A 15,155-nucleotide genomic window follows, 5' to 3' on the forward strand; every position below is an offset into this window, starting at 1 on the left:
ACGGAGAATTCGATGAGCACCGTAGCCAGCGAAGCGCAGATCCAGATCCGCAACGTCGACATCCGCTTTGCGCCGGAGGGACGCGAGGTCGTGACGGCTGCGCAAGGCGTCACCCTCGATGTGCCTCATGGGTCGATCGTGACGATCGTGGGGCCGTCGGGATGCGGCAAGTCGACGATGCTCAATGCGGTATCGGGCCTGCTCGAACCCTCGAGCGGTGTCGTCAGCGTCGGTGGCAAGCCAGTGTCGGGTATTCGTCATGACGTCGGCTACATGTTCGCTCGCGACGGCATGATGCCGTGGCGCACCGCGCTCGAGAACGTTGGCTTCGGCCTCGAAGTGCGCCGCGTGCCCAATCATCGGGAAATCGCACGCGAGTGGTTGCGGCGCGTCGGACTAGCGCAGTTCGAGAACCACTATCGGCACGAACTCTCGCACGGCATGCGTCAGCGTGTTGCAGTGGCGCGCACCTTTGCGACCGATCCGGACATTCTGCTGATGGACGAACCGTTCGGTGCGCTCGACAGCCAGACGCGGCTCAAGCTGCAGGAACTGTTTCTCTCGGTGTGGGAAAGCTCACGCAAAACCGTGCTGTTCGTCACCCACGATTTGCACGAAGCCATTTTTCTGTCCGACATCGTGGTGGTCTTTACGAACCGTCCGGGACGGGTGAAGTCGATCATTCCCGTCGATCTGCCCAGACCGCGCCTGCCGCCGGCGGAACTTGCCGCCGCGCCCGAGTATCAGGACATCCACTCACGCATCTGGGGCAGTCTCAAAGATGAAGTCAACCATTTCTGACTTGCCTGCCGTGGCGCCATCGAGAGCGGAGGCCGCGCGCAGCGTGAGCGAGCGATGCGCGAGTTGGGCGGTCGGACTCCAGTTCGACGACTGTCCAGATGCGTTGCGCGAAGCGGCGCGTTGGCGCCTGCTCGACACGCTCGGCGTCGGCCTCGCGGCGACGTCATTGCCGGTGGCCGAAGCGATGCTCGGCGCGGCGGGCGATCTCTCCGACGGCGCGGATGCGGACGTGATCGGCAACGGCGGCCGGCGTGTCTCGGTGCCGTGGGCTGCGCTGGCGAACGGCACGCTGTTTCATAGCCTGATATTTGACGACACGCACAGCGAAACCATCGTGCATCCCAGCAGCGTCGTCGTGGCGGCGGCACTGGCCGCCGCGCAAGCGAATCACGCAAGCGGGCGCGACTTCCTGACCGCCATGATGGCCGGCAGTGAGATCACCTGCAGAATAGGGCTCGCTGCGGCCCGCCGGTTTCATGCCGCAGGGTTCCAGCCGACCGCCGTGGTCGGGCCGCTCGGGGCGACGGTCGCCGCGGGCAAACTCTACGGGCTCGACTCACGCCAATTGGCTCACGCACTCGGGATTGCGGGGAGCTTCGTCTCCGGCATTATCGAAAGCTGGACGGATGGCGCCTGGGCGCAATTGCTGCACGCGGGATGGGCCGCGCATAGCGGCATCGTGGCGGCTACGTTGGGACGACGTGGCTTCTCTGGGCCGAGCACGGTGATCGAAGGCAAAGCCGGCGTGCTGTGCACGCATACTCGGCCCAATGGCATACCGTTTGCGTTCGAACGCATCACGGATGCGCTGGGCGAGCGCTGGGAGAGTGCGCAAATCGCGTTCAAGCCGTTCCCATGCGGCCACGTGATCCATCCATTTCTGGACGCACTGCTGGCATTGCATCGGGAAGGGCTCGAGGCGGATCAGGTGAAGCGCATTGTCTGCCCGATCGCCGATTACATGATTCCGGTGGTGTGCTCGCCAGTCGAGCAGAAACGGCGCCCGCGCACCGACGCGCAGGCACGTACGAGCCTTCAGTATTCGCTCGCCGAAGCGCTGCATCACGGCCGTCTCGACGCGCGCAGCTACCAGCCGGAGAGCCTGAACGATCCGCGCATTCTCGCGCTTGCCGACCGTGTCGAAGTGAAAGTGGACGATAGCGCGCCGGATAGCCGCATCTTCAAAGGCTGGGTCATCGTGCACACGGTTGAGGGCCGGGTGTTGGAGAAGATCGTGCCGTCCACGCGCGGCAGCGTCGACAATCCGATGAGCGAAACCGAACTGCGAGACAAGTTTTTCGCCAATGCGGCCCTGCGCTTGTCACGTGAACAGGCTCAGCGCGTGTTCGATCTCGTGTTCCGGATCGATACGCTTGCAAGCGTCGATGAAATGATGCGCGCGTGCAACGGCGATCCTAGAGAATCGCCATCGGACTGAGCGGGCTCGCCGTACCGCCGACGATAGGTAGCGCCGCCGCCGCGAAAAAAAAGGTTTTTGCGCCTGTGGCGGCGAGTTCGTCGAGCACGAGTCCTTCCAGCAACAGCACGCCGTAGTCGCGGATCACGCGTTGATGCACCGGAAAAACCGTGCCGTTCGGAAACGGGATTGTTTCGATTGCGTAGTTGTCGGCGCCAATGACCGCGACGCCGGATGTGGCAAGCCATAACGCGGCATCGAGCGCGAGGCCGGGCTCGCCGTCGAAATAGTCAGCCTGTGAAGCGTGCGTTTCGAACCAGCCGGTGCGGATCAACGCGACGTCGCCCGGTTCCGGCGCAAAGTCCGCGGCGCCGGCGATCGCCTGCAACTCGTCGCGACCGATGAATTCGCCTGCCGCGAGCGGCGCGCCACGTTGCTGCATGACGTCGAACAGCAAGCCACGTGTGGCGATCGGCGGCAATTTGTCGACACCGCAGCGGCTCGCTCCGAACGTGCTGCGAATCGAATTCTGGGAGAAGCCATTGTAAAGCTCGTCGTCGTACCAGACGTGGCATAACGCGTCGAGGTGCGTGCCGAGATGTGCGGGCATCACGAGCGTATCTTCGGCGAACTGGAACCCGCCTGGCCGTTTGCCGCCCGCCGCGTAGTCACCGCCGTCGCGATTCATGAAATGCATCACGCTGCTGCGGCCATGCGGGACCGGTGTGCGATCGGATATAGGCTGAGCGAGGCTGACGACGCGGCCGCTCGATATCAGTTGCGCCGCACTCCGTACTTTTTCCGGTTCGATCGAACGCAATGCGCCGGCTTCATTCTCATGTCCCCAACGGTGCCACGCTTCCTTTGCCATGCATCTCTCCCTGTTTCATCACAGAGTAAAGCAAAGCCGCGCGGAAATGGCGTTGAAATTCCAATGAATTCCGATCGGTTCGAGATCGTCGAACGATTCGCTTCGCAGATCGAATCTCATAACTTTATATCGCTATACGTTATCAATCGATGTCTTTAACTTCGATGCTGCGCGCTCGTCGAGCGGCGTATCGCTCGCAACCGCAACGCCGCGCGTCGCCCGACGCACCGCGAACGGTTCGAAGAAGGACGAAGAAGGAGACAGGTACAGATGAACACATCGAAGTATGGCGGCGTGATTGGCTGCGCGTTTTACGCACCCGGCGGCGAACCGCATGAATCTCTCGAAGAAATACTTTATGGCCTCACGCGCCGCGCGCTTGCCGATGCGCGCCTGACGATCAACGATATCGACGGTATCGTGTGCGCCTCGTGCGATCAACTCGACGGACGCGCCATCGCCATCATGGCCGCCTCGGGTTCAGTGGGCGGTGTGGGCAGGGACATTCTGTCGACGCCGTCTTCCGCCGAGCACGCGTTCGTACTCGGCGCGCTGCGGGTCGGGTCGGGGCAGTACCGCACGCAACTGGTGATCTCATGGAGTCCGCTCGAGGCGCAGTCGGTGCCGCAAGTTCAGCAACTCGGCAACGATCCGTATTTTCATCGCGGTCTGCCGCTCGATGATCTCGCGTCGCACGCGTTGCAGGCAGTCGCGATGGACCCGACCAATAGCCTGCACGATCGCGCAGTAGCGCTGGTCGAAAAAAATCGTCAGCAGGGCAATCGTGCGTATCCGGAGCGGCCGTGCGGGCCACGCGAGAAAGTGTGGATCGACGATGGCGAGATCGTCGCCTGGCCGCTCTCGCGAGAGATGGTCGCGCCTCCTTCTATCGGCGCAGTAGCGCTCGTACTCGCCGACGCGGAGTTCATCGCCGCGCGTGGCGACGCTGAGGTCGCGTGGATCAAAGGCCTGGGGTGGGCCGCGGAGCCGGCCTTTCTCGGCGACCGTGACCTCGCGGCGCTACCCTCGCTGGACGCCGCGGTTGCGCGAGCCTATGGCGAAGCCGGCGTGACGAATCCGGAGACGCAAATCGACCTCGCTGAAGTGGCCGATGCGACACCGTATCAGCAGATATTGGCGGGTGAACGGCTCGGGTTGTACGAACAGCGGTCCGCGCAAGGCAGTGCGCGCAAACCTGTGCCAATCAATCTGTCGGGCGGCGCGGCATCGTTCAATCCCGTCTTCTGTTGCGGTCTGATGCGTATTGCCGAAGCTGCGCAGCAATTGCGCGCTCGGGCCGGCGCGCATCAACTCGACGGCGTGCGGCGAGCCGTCGCGCACGGCGCGAGCGGCTTCGCGATGCAATACAACACGGTGGTGGTGATGGAGTCCAATCAGGCAGGAGGTGCGCAATGAGCGGCCGGCGAGTGGGGATCATCGGTATCGGACAATCCGCCTTCAAACCGGCACGCAAGGATGCGAGCTATCCGGAGTTGGTGCGAGAAGCGGTGGTGCTTGCGATGGCGGATGCGAAGCTGGAATTCGACGCGCTCGACGGGGTCGTGTATTCGCTTGCACCCGATGCGTTGCTCGGCATCGGCAATGCGGAGCGACTCGGGGTCGACGCCGTGGGCGGACGCAACAAACCCTTCATGCGGGTCAACACGGGCGGTTCGACGGGCCTGTCGTGCGTGGCCGCTGCCCAGCAGCATATCGCGGCTGGGGCCTGTGACGTCGTGCTGACTGCGGGCGCCGATAAAGTCGGCGAATGCGGCGATTCGCAAACCGTGCTGAACAAGATCTGGGACCCGAGTTACGAGCGGCCATTGCCGCTTGGGACGATCACCATGCTCGCGATGTCGGCCGTGCGGTACATGCATCTATATGGCGCGACTGAAGAAGACTTCGCGCACGTGACCGTGAAGAATCGCGCGCATGCGGCGCTCAATCCGAATGCGCATTTGCGTGCGCCGACGACGGTCGAGGAGGTGATGGCGTCGCGCTATATATCGTGGCCGATCAAACTGTTCGACGCCTGCCCGCAGTCGAGCGGCGGCTGCGCGATGGTGCTGGCCTCGGAAGACTACATCAAGGCGAACGGACTCGACGCGGTGTGGATCACGGGGCTTGGCAACTGCTCGGAAAGCTATTACATCGGTGACCGGATGGGGCGCAATCAGATAGCGGATCATGCCGACGCGCACGCGCTCGCAGAATCGTTCGCAAGAGCTTACCGGATGGCGGGAATCAGGAATCCGGCCAACGAAGTGCAGGTGGCCGAACTTTATGCGCCGTTCAGCAATACCGAACTGCACGCTATCGAGGCCGCGGGGCTCGCGCCGCTCGGCCGGTCGGTCGCGCCGTTGCGAGAGGGCGCATTTTCTTTGGGCGGGGCGGTGCCGGTTAATCCGTCGGGCGGTACGTTATGTACCAACGCGATTGCGGTGACGGCGATGGTGCGGGTTGCGGAAGCCGCATTGCAGGTGTGGGGCCGCGCCGGCGCCCATCAGGTCAGCGGCGCGCGGATTGGCATTGCTAGTGGTAACGGCGGCGACCATCAGTTCTTCGGCTCGATGGTCGTCGAAGCGTAAAGCGAAATCAGGGGAAAAGGAACATGGAACTGCTGACTCGAACAGAACACTGGAACATCACTTATCGGCATGCACTGGGCGAAACCGCCAGCTGGTTTTACGTGCAGTTGCGCGAGCACGGCAAGCTGTACGGACGGCGTTGTCCGCAATCGGGCCGGGTGCTCGTTCCTCCCCGCGCGTTTTCCGACCAGACGCTCGAGCCTACGTCGGAATGGGTTGAAGTCGGCCCGCGCGGCGTGATCGAAACTTTCACGATCGTCTACGAGCCGTTCAACCACTTGCCGGATCCACCGTATGCGTTCGGCTATGTTCTGCTGGAAAACGCGGATACAGCGATCGGTGGCTATTTCAAAGGCGTCGATCTGAGCGACCCGAAAAAGGCGGCAGCCCGCCTCGCGGTCGGCACGCCGGTTATCACGCGCTTTGCCGAAGAACGCAAAGGCGATATGTCCGATATGTGGTTCGAAGTCGATACGGAACGTTGAGGCTTGTTCCATCGACGAATCCGATCGCTTTCGTTCGAAATTGCTGACTGTATTTGTCGCAGTAGCCAGTCGACAATGAAAGCGGACCGGACCTCATGCCAAGGAGACGAACATGGAAGCCCCAGACACGGGTCAGCCTGTGACGGTTTATTGGGCGCCCGGCTGCAGCAGTTGTTTGCGAGTAAAAGAATATCTGGGTTCGCACGGTATCGCCTACCGGTCTCGCAACATCCAGTCTGATCCGACAGCGGTCGCCGATCTGGCCGCGCTCGGGATCCGGCGCGTGCCGATCGTCACTAAAGGCGAGGGCTGGGCGGACGGTCAGGCGTTGGCCGACGTCGCCAGATTATGCGGAATCGAATTCAAGGCGCAGGCCGAACTCTTGGTGCAAGCGCTTGCGCAACGTCTGGTGCTGATCCTGAAGGAAGGCGAGCGCGCTATTTCGCAATTTGAACCCGCTGTATTGCGCGAAGCGATTCCCGACGGCAATCGCACCTATGCCGATCTGTCGTATCACGTGTTCAGCGTGGCGGACGTGTTTCTCGAACATGCCGAAGGGGAACCGGTGACGTTTGAGTCCTATGCGCGGGTTCCGGCCCCGGGTAAGGCCACGCGAGAGGATCTGCTTGCGTTCGGCGCGGATGTGCATGCGCGCGTGGCGAAGTGGTTTGATGAACGGCTCGCAGATTATCCGTGGAATAGGCGAGCCGATGTCTACTACGGAGAGCAGACCAACCGGCAATTTCTCGAACGTACCGCGTGGCACGCCGGGCAGCACCTACGCCAGTTGTTGTGGCGACTGGACCTTGAACAGGGCAGTACCCGGCAACACAACGCAAAGCCGCTATTCGACGGCTTACCTATGCCCAATGCGGTATGGCATGCCGACGCGGTGGGATGACGCTGCAGCGCATTTGCCAGTGCAAGACCGTATAGCGCATCGCGTTAGCGGATAACAACGAAGGAGACATGTGATGAGCCCAACCGCATGCGGGCGTGGGTGCCGTATCGGCATGCGCGTCGGCTTCAACAAAATGTGGCGCGGGCTCGCGGGTCTCGCGGGGTTGTTCGCGGCGGCGCTTCTCGGCGCGAACGCGCTCGCTGACAGCACGCTGAAGATCGCCGCATTCGATGGCGCTTTCGTCAATTTTCCGCTTTACGTCGCGACCGACCTGCATCTATTCGACAAGCACGGCGTGCGCGCCGAACTGGTCTACGGACTCGGCTCGCAGGCGCCGACAATGGTAATGAGCGGCGCGACCGAGTTCGGCGGCTTTGCCGTCGAGCATGGGCTGTTGCTGATGGGTAAGGGCCAGCAACTCAAGCTGCTGGTGCTATGCCAGAGCAATCCGCCGTTCGATCTGATCGTTCGCAAAGACATTGCGCTGCCGAACCTCCGTGCCGGTTTTCCGAAGAGTGTGGCCGATCTCAAGGGGTTGCGACTCGGTATCAGTGCGCCGGGCGCCAGCGCGGATACAGGCTTGCGTCTGCTACTCAGGCAGGCGGGGCTCGATCCTGAGCGCGACGTCAAGATCGTCTCAATCGGCGACGCCATGACACAACTTACCGCTTTGCAGAACCGGACGGTCGACGGCACGATGGCGTTCGAACCGATTCAGACCCAGGCGGTGCTCGGCTCGCACGCGTATCAATCCGTTATCAACCTCGAGAAGGGCGATGCCGGGCCGGAGATTTATCGCGAGTATGCGTTTAACGGACTTTTTGCACGCAAGGACTATATCGACGCACATCCGGTTCAGGTCAAAGCGGTCGTCGCCGCGATCGTCGAAGCGGAGCAGATAATCAATGATCCCGCCCGCATCGAAGACGTGACGCGTGTGGCCGCCGCGCATATGCACGGCATTCCGCACGATCTGCTCAAGGAATATGTGGCGACCTATCGCGGCGTGTTTGAACCGGTGGCGTCGCCACTCGCAATTGCCAACGTGAATCGCTTTGTGATGTATCAGAACCAGGTGAGCGTGCCGATTCCGTATGAGAGCGTTGTCGATACGCGTTATATGCCGCGGACGCGACCCTGGTGAGGCGCCCCGGCATGCGCTTCCATGTGAATCGACAGGGACCTGAGAGTGGGGTCGGCTCACAGTCGCACTTCCGCTTGATGGTCTTCAAATACGCAAAGAACCTGACGCTCTTCGGCATCACGTTGAATAACCGCGCCAGCTTCCACGTCGTTCTTCGCGGCGTCGATGGACTCACGGTCTGGAACGCCAAAGTTCAGATACCGTACTGTCGGCTTCGGCGAACCCGGCGGCCAATGGCAATCCGAATTACCTGGGTATGCTTGCCGTTCTGTGACCCTCGCTCGGTAGCCGCGAGGCCTCCGTCGTCCGGGCACAAAGCCTCCATTCACACTGTCGGGTCGGGACAGCGGGGCACACCGGTTGCGCGTTGGAGTTGTCCTGCGCCACGAAGGATTTTCGACCCACAGTCGAGATGAACCGCGAACGGGTTACCATAGTCGGCGTTTTTGACCAGCCGCTGCAACGGAGAACCCTTTGCCTTCGCGCCTATCCCACTCAGCGAAAGCCGACCGTAATCGCTTTATCGCACTTTACGCGGCGATAGCTCTCGGCCTGCTGGTCGCAGCCGGGATGTTTATCTATGAAGCCCGCGTCATCGTGGACGACGGTTTGCGCGACGAAGAGGCGTTTGCCGTCCTCGGCGCGGCGAACAGGGTATTGCACAACCTCGAAGATGCGGAAACCGGACAGCGAGGGTATCTGCTGACCGGCGATGAAAGCTACTTGTTGCCCTATCGCCAGGGGGTGCAGGACCTGGACGATACCGTCCTGCATCTGCAACAGGTGGTGAGCAATGATGAAAAGTCCCTCGAACTGGTCCGGCGTATTGAACATGCGAAGACGGCCAAAGTGACGGAACTGGCTCGCAGTGTCGAACTGGCCCGCTCGGGCAATCGCGCTGCGGCCATCGCACTCGTGCAGACCAGTGAAGGCAAGCGGTACATGGATGGCCTTCGCCGCGACCTCGGCCAGTTGCTGAATGACTGGCGAGAAAAGCGCCGGGTCGCGACTCGCGATGCGCACGTACGGCTGGTGTACGGCACAGCTGCGCTGGCAGTTGTTGCCGTTCTGGTGTGCTGTCTGCTGGTCTACACACTCTTCATCCAGCGACGCGCGTTTGCGAAAATTCATTCCTATTCCGCAGCGCTCGACCGGGAGGCCGCGCACGACCCGCTGACTGACCTTCCGAATCGCCGCCGGTTGCTTGCTGCCATTGACGCGCTGGCAACTCCCTCTGCGGATGATTTAGGGCGAACCGGCCTGCTGTACCTCGACATTGACGGCTTCAAAAGCGTCAACGATGCACTCGGTCATAGCGCTGGCGACGTGTTGTTGCGCGAACTCGGCGAAGCGCTGCGCGCGGCGACGCGACAGCAGGACATGCTCGCCCGCGTCGGTGGTGACGAATTCGTATTGCTCACGACCGATTGCGGTGACGACGAACAGTTGCGCCAGCTTGCGGGTCGCATGATTGCCCGCGTTCGCGAGGTCGGTGACAAGAGATATGCGGGGCGATTCCAGATTGGCGTTAGCATCGGCATCGCGACGTATCCCGACCGGACCGATACTGTCGAGCAGTTGCTCGACGTCGCCGATGCGGCGATGTATGAAGCCAAAAAGGGTGGTCGGTCGACATACCGCTTTGGAGCGTCCCCAGGGCACGGCCCGTCCAACGTCGTGAGAATGACGCGGTAGGGAGAGAGCCTGAAGGAGACACCCTCAACGCTGACGCGTGCCATTCACTCCGCGATGATCGTAATCCAGAAAAGGGCACATAAACTGGCGCTACTGTCATGCCCAAGACTCCACCCAGCCGCGAGGCTGGGCGAGACACTTTCCTCAAAGTGGCTGTCGTACGGATTTGAATGAGCGACGACAAGTCCGCAGCGCCACGATAGCTCGGTTTGGTCGGCCCGCCGACGCGGGCCGATGAGCAGCGCACGCATGTCAACATGCAAACGGCCGCTATGTTAATGATGCTGTTGAAAAAGTCGCTGCTCTGATTTTTCAAATCACCGGTGAAAAAATCGACCTCTCAGATCGGCCTATAAACCGCTCGGGAGCGCCGGCTAAGGCGAAGAAGACCCCTGAGAACCTTGTGGAAGAGACGCTCAGCGACTTTTTCAACAACATCTTAAAGAAAAGAGACATGGCGGCGCTCGAGTATCGGTCGGCCGGTCAGGGTCGCGTGCCGCCGGTCGCCGTCAGGCAGTGACCGGGTAGGAACCGTCACTCAAATGTGGCTAACCCGCAAGGGACGGACCATACTTCAAGCGTTATGCCTTCCTCTCAACGCTGACAGGAGAAGTGCCGCCATGAAGCTATTTACCATTGCTGTCCTGGCGGTCGTGCTCGCCGGATGCGCCGCGAACCAAGGCATGTCAAGCAATGCGCCGGCGGGGCGCACGGAAAGCTGTAAGGTCACGTCAGATCAGGAGATTGCGGCGTTGTTCGATCGATGGAATCAGTCGCTGCAAACCGGTGATCCGCACACGGTGGTCGCCAACTATGCGGAGCGGTCCATTCTTCTTCCAACGGTATCCAACAAGCCGCGCTTAACGGTGGCGGACAAAGAGGACTATTTCCGTTCTTTTCTACAGGATCGTCCATCCGGAAAGATTGACTTCCGCTACATTGAACTGGGGTGCAATTCTGCCGTGGATGCCGGGCTTTACACATTCACCTTCGCAAGAACTGGAGTGGTTGTTAAGGCCCGTTACACCTACACCTATCACTGGAATGGGGCGCAATGGCTAATCACAAGTCATCACTCATCGGCCATGCCGGAGAAGCAGTAACAGGGGTAAAACTTCGGTTCCCGCGGTTAGCCTGCGGCATATGCCGACCCCATTGATATCCCTTCATTTCGTATGACCATATATATCGGGTCGTCAGCGGAAGTCGTTGCGCTGGGGAAGTGGGCGCTCGACAGGGTTGCTTCGGCGCAGTATCCAACGACCGCAATGACCGACGAGTTGCCGGTCCACGCGAAAGGATGAATGGCCGCTGTAGCCCGAGCGGCCTGTGGGGCGAGGCTCACCGGAACGGCAGTTGCGGGTCGGGTGCGGCCCGCGAAAGTGAAGCGACTGCGGCTGTTGTGATGTCGGCTTTTCTTTCGTGGCGGCTTCGGCGATTTTGCCGCCGACGGCGCAGGCAACAACAATGCACGGAGAACAAATGTCCAAACGCGTGTTGTTTGCGGTTTTACTGCTGACGCTTGGCGTCATCGGGCATTGTGCGGCCGCGCAGCCCAAGATCGAACTTACGATAGGCGGCAAAACCCGGTCGTTTAGCCAGGGGGCGTTGCTGGCGCGTCCGGATGCCGCCGAGATTCACGTTCCGCGAGATGTCGCCTACGGTACGTCGACAACCTACCGTGCAGTGCCGTTGGCCGACCTGCTCGACGGTGCGGCGTTACCTCCGGACAGCGTGCTCGAGGCACGCGCGACTGACGGTTTCGCCGCGCAACTGCCGATGGACCTCGTGCGCAGCCGTGATCCTGCGACAGCCGTCGCATGGCTCGCGGTCGAGGACCCGGCGCAGCCGTGGCCGAAGCTGCCGGGCAAGCCGGTGAGCGCGGGGCCGTTCTACCTGGTCTGGGTCGGCAGGGAAGCGGCATCCGTGCGCAGCGAGCAATGGCCTTACCAGATCGCGCAACTTGCTACGCAACCATCTCCGTCCGCGCGTTGGCCGGTGCTCGCCGTCGATCCGGCGTTGCCGGCAACCGATCCGATCCGCGCGGGCCAAAGCCTGTTCATCACTCAGTGTCTTGCCTGTCATCGGCTCAACCACGCGGGCAGCGCGGACACCGGCCCCGACCTCAACGTGCCGATGAATCCAGTCGAGTACTTCCAGCCCGCTGCATTGCGCCGCTACATTCGCAATCCGGCATCGGTTCGAGACTGGCCCGGACGGACCATGCCCGCTTTCCCGCAGGACCAATTGAGCGATCGCGAGATTGATCTGATCGTCGCTTATCTTGCGTACATGGCGCAGCGGAAGGTTGGACGGTAGCGCATACGAGTTAAGGTTTGGATGGCGCGGAATAGTCTTTCCAAACTGCGACCCTGAAAACGTAGCGCCGGTCTTCTGCGTGGAACCGATTGTCCGATCCCGATCTATCAACGGCAGGCAACCATGAACACTCACTATGCGTGTTTCGTTCGCCCCGCAGTGGCTGCAATTTGCGTGGCTTCGCTTGCAACGCTCGTCGCGTGCGGCGGAAGTACCTGCATCAGCCTCGACGGCTGCGTCGGCGGAAATAGAATGCCGGACGTCACTCTATCCGGCACGGCCGCCACGGGTATTGCGCTTGCCAGCGCGATGGTCAGCGTCAGTTGTGTGCAGGGTTCGGGCTCCACCCTGTCGGACGGCGGTGGGCACTACACCCTCACGTTCAACGCCACGCTTCCCTGCATCCTTACCGTGACCTCTGGCGGCACGAGCCTGCATTCGCTGGCATTTGCCGGCGGCACCTTCAATACGACACCGGAGACCGAGCTGATGCTGGTCTATCTCGCTTCTCAACTTGGCACCGCCGAGACCAGTCTGATTGCGGGCTTCCCGAGTAACGCGCAGTTCCAGCAAGTGCTGGCGAACCAGACCGATGTGCTTGCTGCGCAATCGGCCGTCGTGACCAGTCTGCAACAGCGCTACGCTGTCACGCTGACGGCATCGGCGTTTCTGACGACGCCGTTTATTGTTGGGCAAGCAGGCGTCGATACCGATCTCGACGCACTGGCGGCAGCGGGTGCTATCGACGCCAATGGCATGCCCGATCAGGCCGCCGTCTCGCTCCTGTCAGCGGCGGGTCTCGCCCATCCGCTCAGAGCGACGTCCACACGTTCGTCCGGCGCAGGCAGCACAAGTAGCGCTGCCGGCGGCATGATGTGACGTTTGGCGAAGCCGCAGGCCATGGAATCAGCCCCAGTAAGGGCCATGTTTTATTCCACGAGCCGTAGATAGCGGGCAGGGAAGGTATCGAAGCCAAATCGGGTAAATTGTGCAGCCCATTGCTGTACATGGATTCGACAGATGAAAGATGAAAGATTGCTCGAGATGCGCGTCTTCAAGACGGTCGTGGAGGCCGGCGGCTTCACGGCGGCGGCGAATCTTCTGGGGGTCAGCCAGCCCTTTGTCAGCCAAAGCGTCAACAGTCTCGAGCGCAGGCTCGGCGTGCAATTGCTGCATCGTTCGACGCGCACACAGCGGCTGACCAATGAGGGCGAGCGCTTTCTTTCGTCCTGCAACGACATTCTCGATAGCCTGGAGGAAGCGGAAGCGCAGGTGCGCTCCAGTGAGCCGACCGGCAACTTGCGCATCAGCGTGCCCCAGGCGTTTGGCATGGATCAACTGGTGCCCGCGTTGCCCGGTTTCCTGTCGTCCTACCCGAAGTTGTGCGTGCATTTTTCGCTATCGGATTCGAACGTCAACCTGATCGAGGACAACTTCGATGTCGCAGTCCGCATGGGCCGGCTGCAGGATTCCTCTTTGCGCAGTCGAAAGCTCTGCGACCTGCAACGAATCGTCGTCGCTTCTCCGGGCTATCTTGCGGCACACGGCACACCCGTGACGCCGCTCGGCCTGTCCAGGCACGCCTGCCTGACCTGGGAGTCGCCGCGCGAGCATCTGAACCAGTGGCCGTTCATGATCAACGGCCGGCTTGAACGCGTCGCGGTGCAGGGTAGTTTCCGCAGCACCGACGGCACAACCCTGTTTCAGTTGTGCGTGGCCGGCGTGGGCATCATGCGTCTCGCCGCCCATCTTGCCTTGCCCGCGATCCGCAGAGGCGATCTGGTGCCGCTTCTCTCGGAGTACCAGGCCAAGGACGACACCGCGATCCATGTCGTCTATCTCCCCGAGCGCCAACTGGTGCCGCGCATCCGCGCCTTTATCGACTACTTCGTCGAAGTCTTCCGCGAGCCGCCCTGGCAGAAACCCTAGGCGCCGGGGACTTATATATCGGCGTAATAAATCCTATTGCCCGGCGCGCCTAGATCGGCGACGCGTGTTTCCTTATCGTTACCGGCATGCGATCACCGTTAACCCAGGAGACACCATGAGCACCGGCACCGGAAAAATCGATAGCAGCGCGCAGCAGGCCGAACTGCGCCGCACGATTTCGCATCCTTCGAACAATTCCATCTATCGGCCGAAGCAGGCAGGGCTGAAGTTCCCCGAGTTGCCCGACTTTTCGTCCTTCGCGCAGGAGCGCCAGCACCGTAAGGAACGCCTCGTCGCCGCATGTCGCGCCTTCGCGCTGCACAATCTCGATTACGGTTTCGCCGGCCACCTCACCGTGCGTGATCCTGAGTTCCCGGAACTGTACTGGACCAATCCGATGGCCGTGCATTTCTCCCAGGTGAAGCTCTCCAACCTGATCCTGGCCGACCATACCGGCAAGGTCGTCGAAGGCAAGTACGCGCTCAACCGCGCCGGCTTCGTGCTGCATGCCGCAGTGCATGAAGCCAATCCCGACATCGTTGCGATGTGCCATGCGCACACGGTCTACGGCACCGCGTTCGCGGCGCTCGGACGGCCGCTGGAGCCGATCACCCAGGATGCCGCGGCCTTCTATGAAGACCATATCGTGATCAAGGACGAGGCAGGCGCAGTCGCGGTCGAGGAAGAGGCCGGGCTGTCGGTTGCCGACTACTTCAAAAACGTCAAGGCGGCCATTCACCAGAATCACGGCCTGCTAACGGTGAGCCGCCACAGCATCGAAGCCGCCGCGTTCTGGTTCATCGCGCTGGAGCGCTGCTGCCAGCAGCAGTTGCTGGTCGAGGCCACCGGCATCAAACCCGTCATGGTGCCGGAGCACAGTTCGCGCTACAGCCGTGAACACGTCGGGAGCGAATACATCGGCTGGCTGCATTTCCAGCCTATCTATGACCAGCTCGTGCAGACCAGCCCGGACATGTTCGACTGAACGGCCAGCATAGGCCG

General features: G+C 61.5%; 14 protein-coding genes and 1 pseudogene. 14 read left to right on the forward strand and 1 reads right to left on the reverse strand.

Going from position 1 to position 15,155, the window contains the following annotated elements:
- Positions 1 to 12: 12 nt before the first annotated feature.
- On the forward strand, positions 13 to 801 hold the full coding sequence (locus P0D84_RS48035; protein WP_408351461.1) for an ABC transporter ATP-binding protein: 789 nt from the start codon (positions 13 to 15) through the stop codon (positions 799 to 801).
- Complete coding sequence (locus P0D84_RS48040; protein WP_408351464.1) at positions 782 to 2,239, forward strand: MmgE/PrpD family protein; 1,458 nt, start codon at positions 782 to 784, stop codon at positions 2,237 to 2,239. Before P0D84_RS48035 ends, P0D84_RS48040 begins: the two co-directional genes overlap by 20 nt.
- Here P0D84_RS48040 and P0D84_RS48045 read toward each other — a convergent pair.
- The gene (locus tag P0D84_RS48045; RefSeq protein WP_408351467.1) at positions 2,217 to 3,089 is read right to left on the reverse strand and encodes a cyclase family protein; all 873 of its coding nucleotides are present in this window, start codon (positions 3,087 to 3,089) and stop codon (positions 2,217 to 2,219) included. The two genes, P0D84_RS48040 and P0D84_RS48045, sit on opposite strands and share 23 nt — an antisense overlap.
- Positions 3,090 to 3,359: 270 nt before the next feature.
- On the opposite strand from P0D84_RS48045, the gene P0D84_RS48050 reads away from it, so the two are divergent.
- From P0D84_RS48050 to P0D84_RS48105, 12 genes and pseudogenes are all read left to right on the forward strand, one after another.
- A complete protein-coding gene (locus P0D84_RS48050; protein WP_408351470.1) occupies positions 3,360 to 4,505 on the forward strand; it encodes a thiolase C-terminal domain-containing protein in 1,146 nt (381 codons plus the stop codon).
- Positions 4,502 to 5,680: a thiolase family protein gene (locus P0D84_RS48055; RefSeq protein WP_408351473.1), complete on the forward strand. Its 1,179-nt coding sequence runs from the start codon at positions 4,502 to 4,504 to the stop codon at positions 5,678 to 5,680. The genes P0D84_RS48050 and P0D84_RS48055 overlap by 4 nt, the downstream gene beginning before the upstream one ends.
- Before the next feature lie 23 nt (positions 5,681 to 5,703).
- Positions 5,704 to 6,165 (forward strand): Zn-ribbon domain-containing OB-fold protein, encoded by a 462-nt coding sequence (locus tag P0D84_RS48060; RefSeq protein ID WP_408351476.1) that lies wholly within the window; start codon positions 5,704 to 5,706, stop codon positions 6,163 to 6,165.
- Between the two features lie 112 nt (positions 6,166 to 6,277).
- The gene (locus P0D84_RS48065; protein WP_408351479.1) at positions 6,278 to 7,066 is read left to right on the forward strand and encodes a DinB family protein; all 789 of its coding nucleotides are present in this window, start codon (positions 6,278 to 6,280) and stop codon (positions 7,064 to 7,066) included.
- Positions 7,067 to 7,139: 73 nt separating this feature from the next.
- Positions 7,140 to 8,210: an ABC transporter substrate-binding protein gene (locus tag P0D84_RS48070; RefSeq protein ID WP_408351482.1), complete on the forward strand. Its 1,071-nt coding sequence runs from the start codon at positions 7,140 to 7,142 to the stop codon at positions 8,208 to 8,210.
- A 47-nt stretch (positions 8,211 to 8,257) separates the two neighbouring features.
- Positions 8,258 to 8,466, forward strand: a pseudogene (locus P0D84_RS48075) (endopolygalacturonase); the annotation flags it as partial.
- A gap of 218 nt (positions 8,467 to 8,684) precedes the next feature.
- Complete coding sequence (locus tag P0D84_RS48080; protein WP_408351485.1) at positions 8,685 to 9,905, forward strand: diguanylate cyclase domain-containing protein; 1,221 nt, start codon at positions 8,685 to 8,687, stop codon at positions 9,903 to 9,905.
- Between the two features lie 620 nt (positions 9,906 to 10,525).
- The gene (locus P0D84_RS48085) at positions 10,526 to 11,008 is read left to right on the forward strand and encodes a DUF4440 domain-containing protein (RefSeq protein WP_408351488.1); all 483 of its coding nucleotides are present in this window, start codon (positions 10,526 to 10,528) and stop codon (positions 11,006 to 11,008) included.
- Positions 11,009 to 11,387: 379 nt separating this feature from the next.
- Complete coding sequence (locus P0D84_RS48090) at positions 11,388 to 12,224, forward strand: c-type cytochrome (RefSeq protein ID WP_408351491.1); 837 nt, start codon at positions 11,388 to 11,390, stop codon at positions 12,222 to 12,224.
- A gap of 123 nt (positions 12,225 to 12,347) precedes the next feature.
- Entirely contained in the window at positions 12,348 to 13,103 is a 756-nt protein-coding gene (locus tag P0D84_RS48095) for a hypothetical protein (protein ID WP_408351494.1), read from the forward strand.
- A gap of 141 nt (positions 13,104 to 13,244) precedes the next feature.
- Positions 13,245 to 14,153, forward strand: coding sequence for a LysR family transcriptional regulator (locus tag P0D84_RS48100; protein WP_408351497.1), 909 nt, complete (start codon positions 13,245 to 13,247; stop codon positions 14,151 to 14,153).
- Between the two features lie 115 nt (positions 14,154 to 14,268).
- The gene (locus tag P0D84_RS48105; RefSeq protein WP_408351500.1) at positions 14,269 to 15,138 is read left to right on the forward strand and encodes a class II aldolase/adducin family protein; all 870 of its coding nucleotides are present in this window, start codon (positions 14,269 to 14,271) and stop codon (positions 15,136 to 15,138) included.
- Positions 15,139 to 15,155 lie beyond the last annotated feature (17 nt).

It is taken from the genome of Paraburkholderia sp. RL17-337-BIB-A, from assembly GCF_046025895.1.
Taxonomy (GTDB): domain Bacteria; phylum Pseudomonadota; class Gammaproteobacteria; order Burkholderiales; family Burkholderiaceae; genus Paraburkholderia; species Paraburkholderia fungorum_C.

Coding starts and splice junctions, on each gene's coding strand:
- P0D84_RS48065 (WP_408351479.1), top strand. CDS start 6,278: ATGGAAGCCCCAGACACGGGTCAGCCTGTGACGGTTTATTGGGCGCCC.
- P0D84_RS48085 (WP_408351488.1), top strand. CDS start 10,526: ATGAAGCTATTTACCATTGCTGTCCTGGCGGTCGTGCTCGCCGGATGC.
- P0D84_RS48045 (WP_408351467.1), bottom strand. CDS start 3,089: ATGGCAAAGGAAGCGTGGCACCGTTGGGGACATGAGAATGAAGCCGGC.
- P0D84_RS48105 (WP_408351500.1), top strand. CDS start 14,269: ATGAGCACCGGCACCGGAAAAATCGATAGCAGCGCGCAGCAGGCCGAA.
- P0D84_RS48050 (WP_408351470.1), top strand. CDS start 3,360: ATGAACACATCGAAGTATGGCGGCGTGATTGGCTGCGCGTTTTACGCA.
- P0D84_RS48090 (WP_408351491.1), top strand. CDS start 11,388: ATGTCCAAACGCGTGTTGTTTGCGGTTTTACTGCTGACGCTTGGCGTC.
- P0D84_RS48095 (WP_408351494.1), top strand. CDS start 12,348: ATGAACACTCACTATGCGTGTTTCGTTCGCCCCGCAGTGGCTGCAATT.
- P0D84_RS48055 (WP_408351473.1), top strand. CDS start 4,502: ATGAGCGGCCGGCGAGTGGGGATCATCGGTATCGGACAATCCGCCTTC.
- P0D84_RS48100 (WP_408351497.1), top strand. CDS start 13,245: ATGAAAGATGAAAGATTGCTCGAGATGCGCGTCTTCAAGACGGTCGTG.
- P0D84_RS48060 (WP_408351476.1), top strand. CDS start 5,704: ATGGAACTGCTGACTCGAACAGAACACTGGAACATCACTTATCGGCAT.
- P0D84_RS48040 (WP_408351464.1), top strand. CDS start 782: ATGAAGTCAACCATTTCTGACTTGCCTGCCGTGGCGCCATCGAGAGCG.
- P0D84_RS48035 (WP_408351461.1), top strand. CDS start 13: ATGAGCACCGTAGCCAGCGAAGCGCAGATCCAGATCCGCAACGTCGAC.
- P0D84_RS48070 (WP_408351482.1), top strand. CDS start 7,140: ATGAGCCCAACCGCATGCGGGCGTGGGTGCCGTATCGGCATGCGCGTC.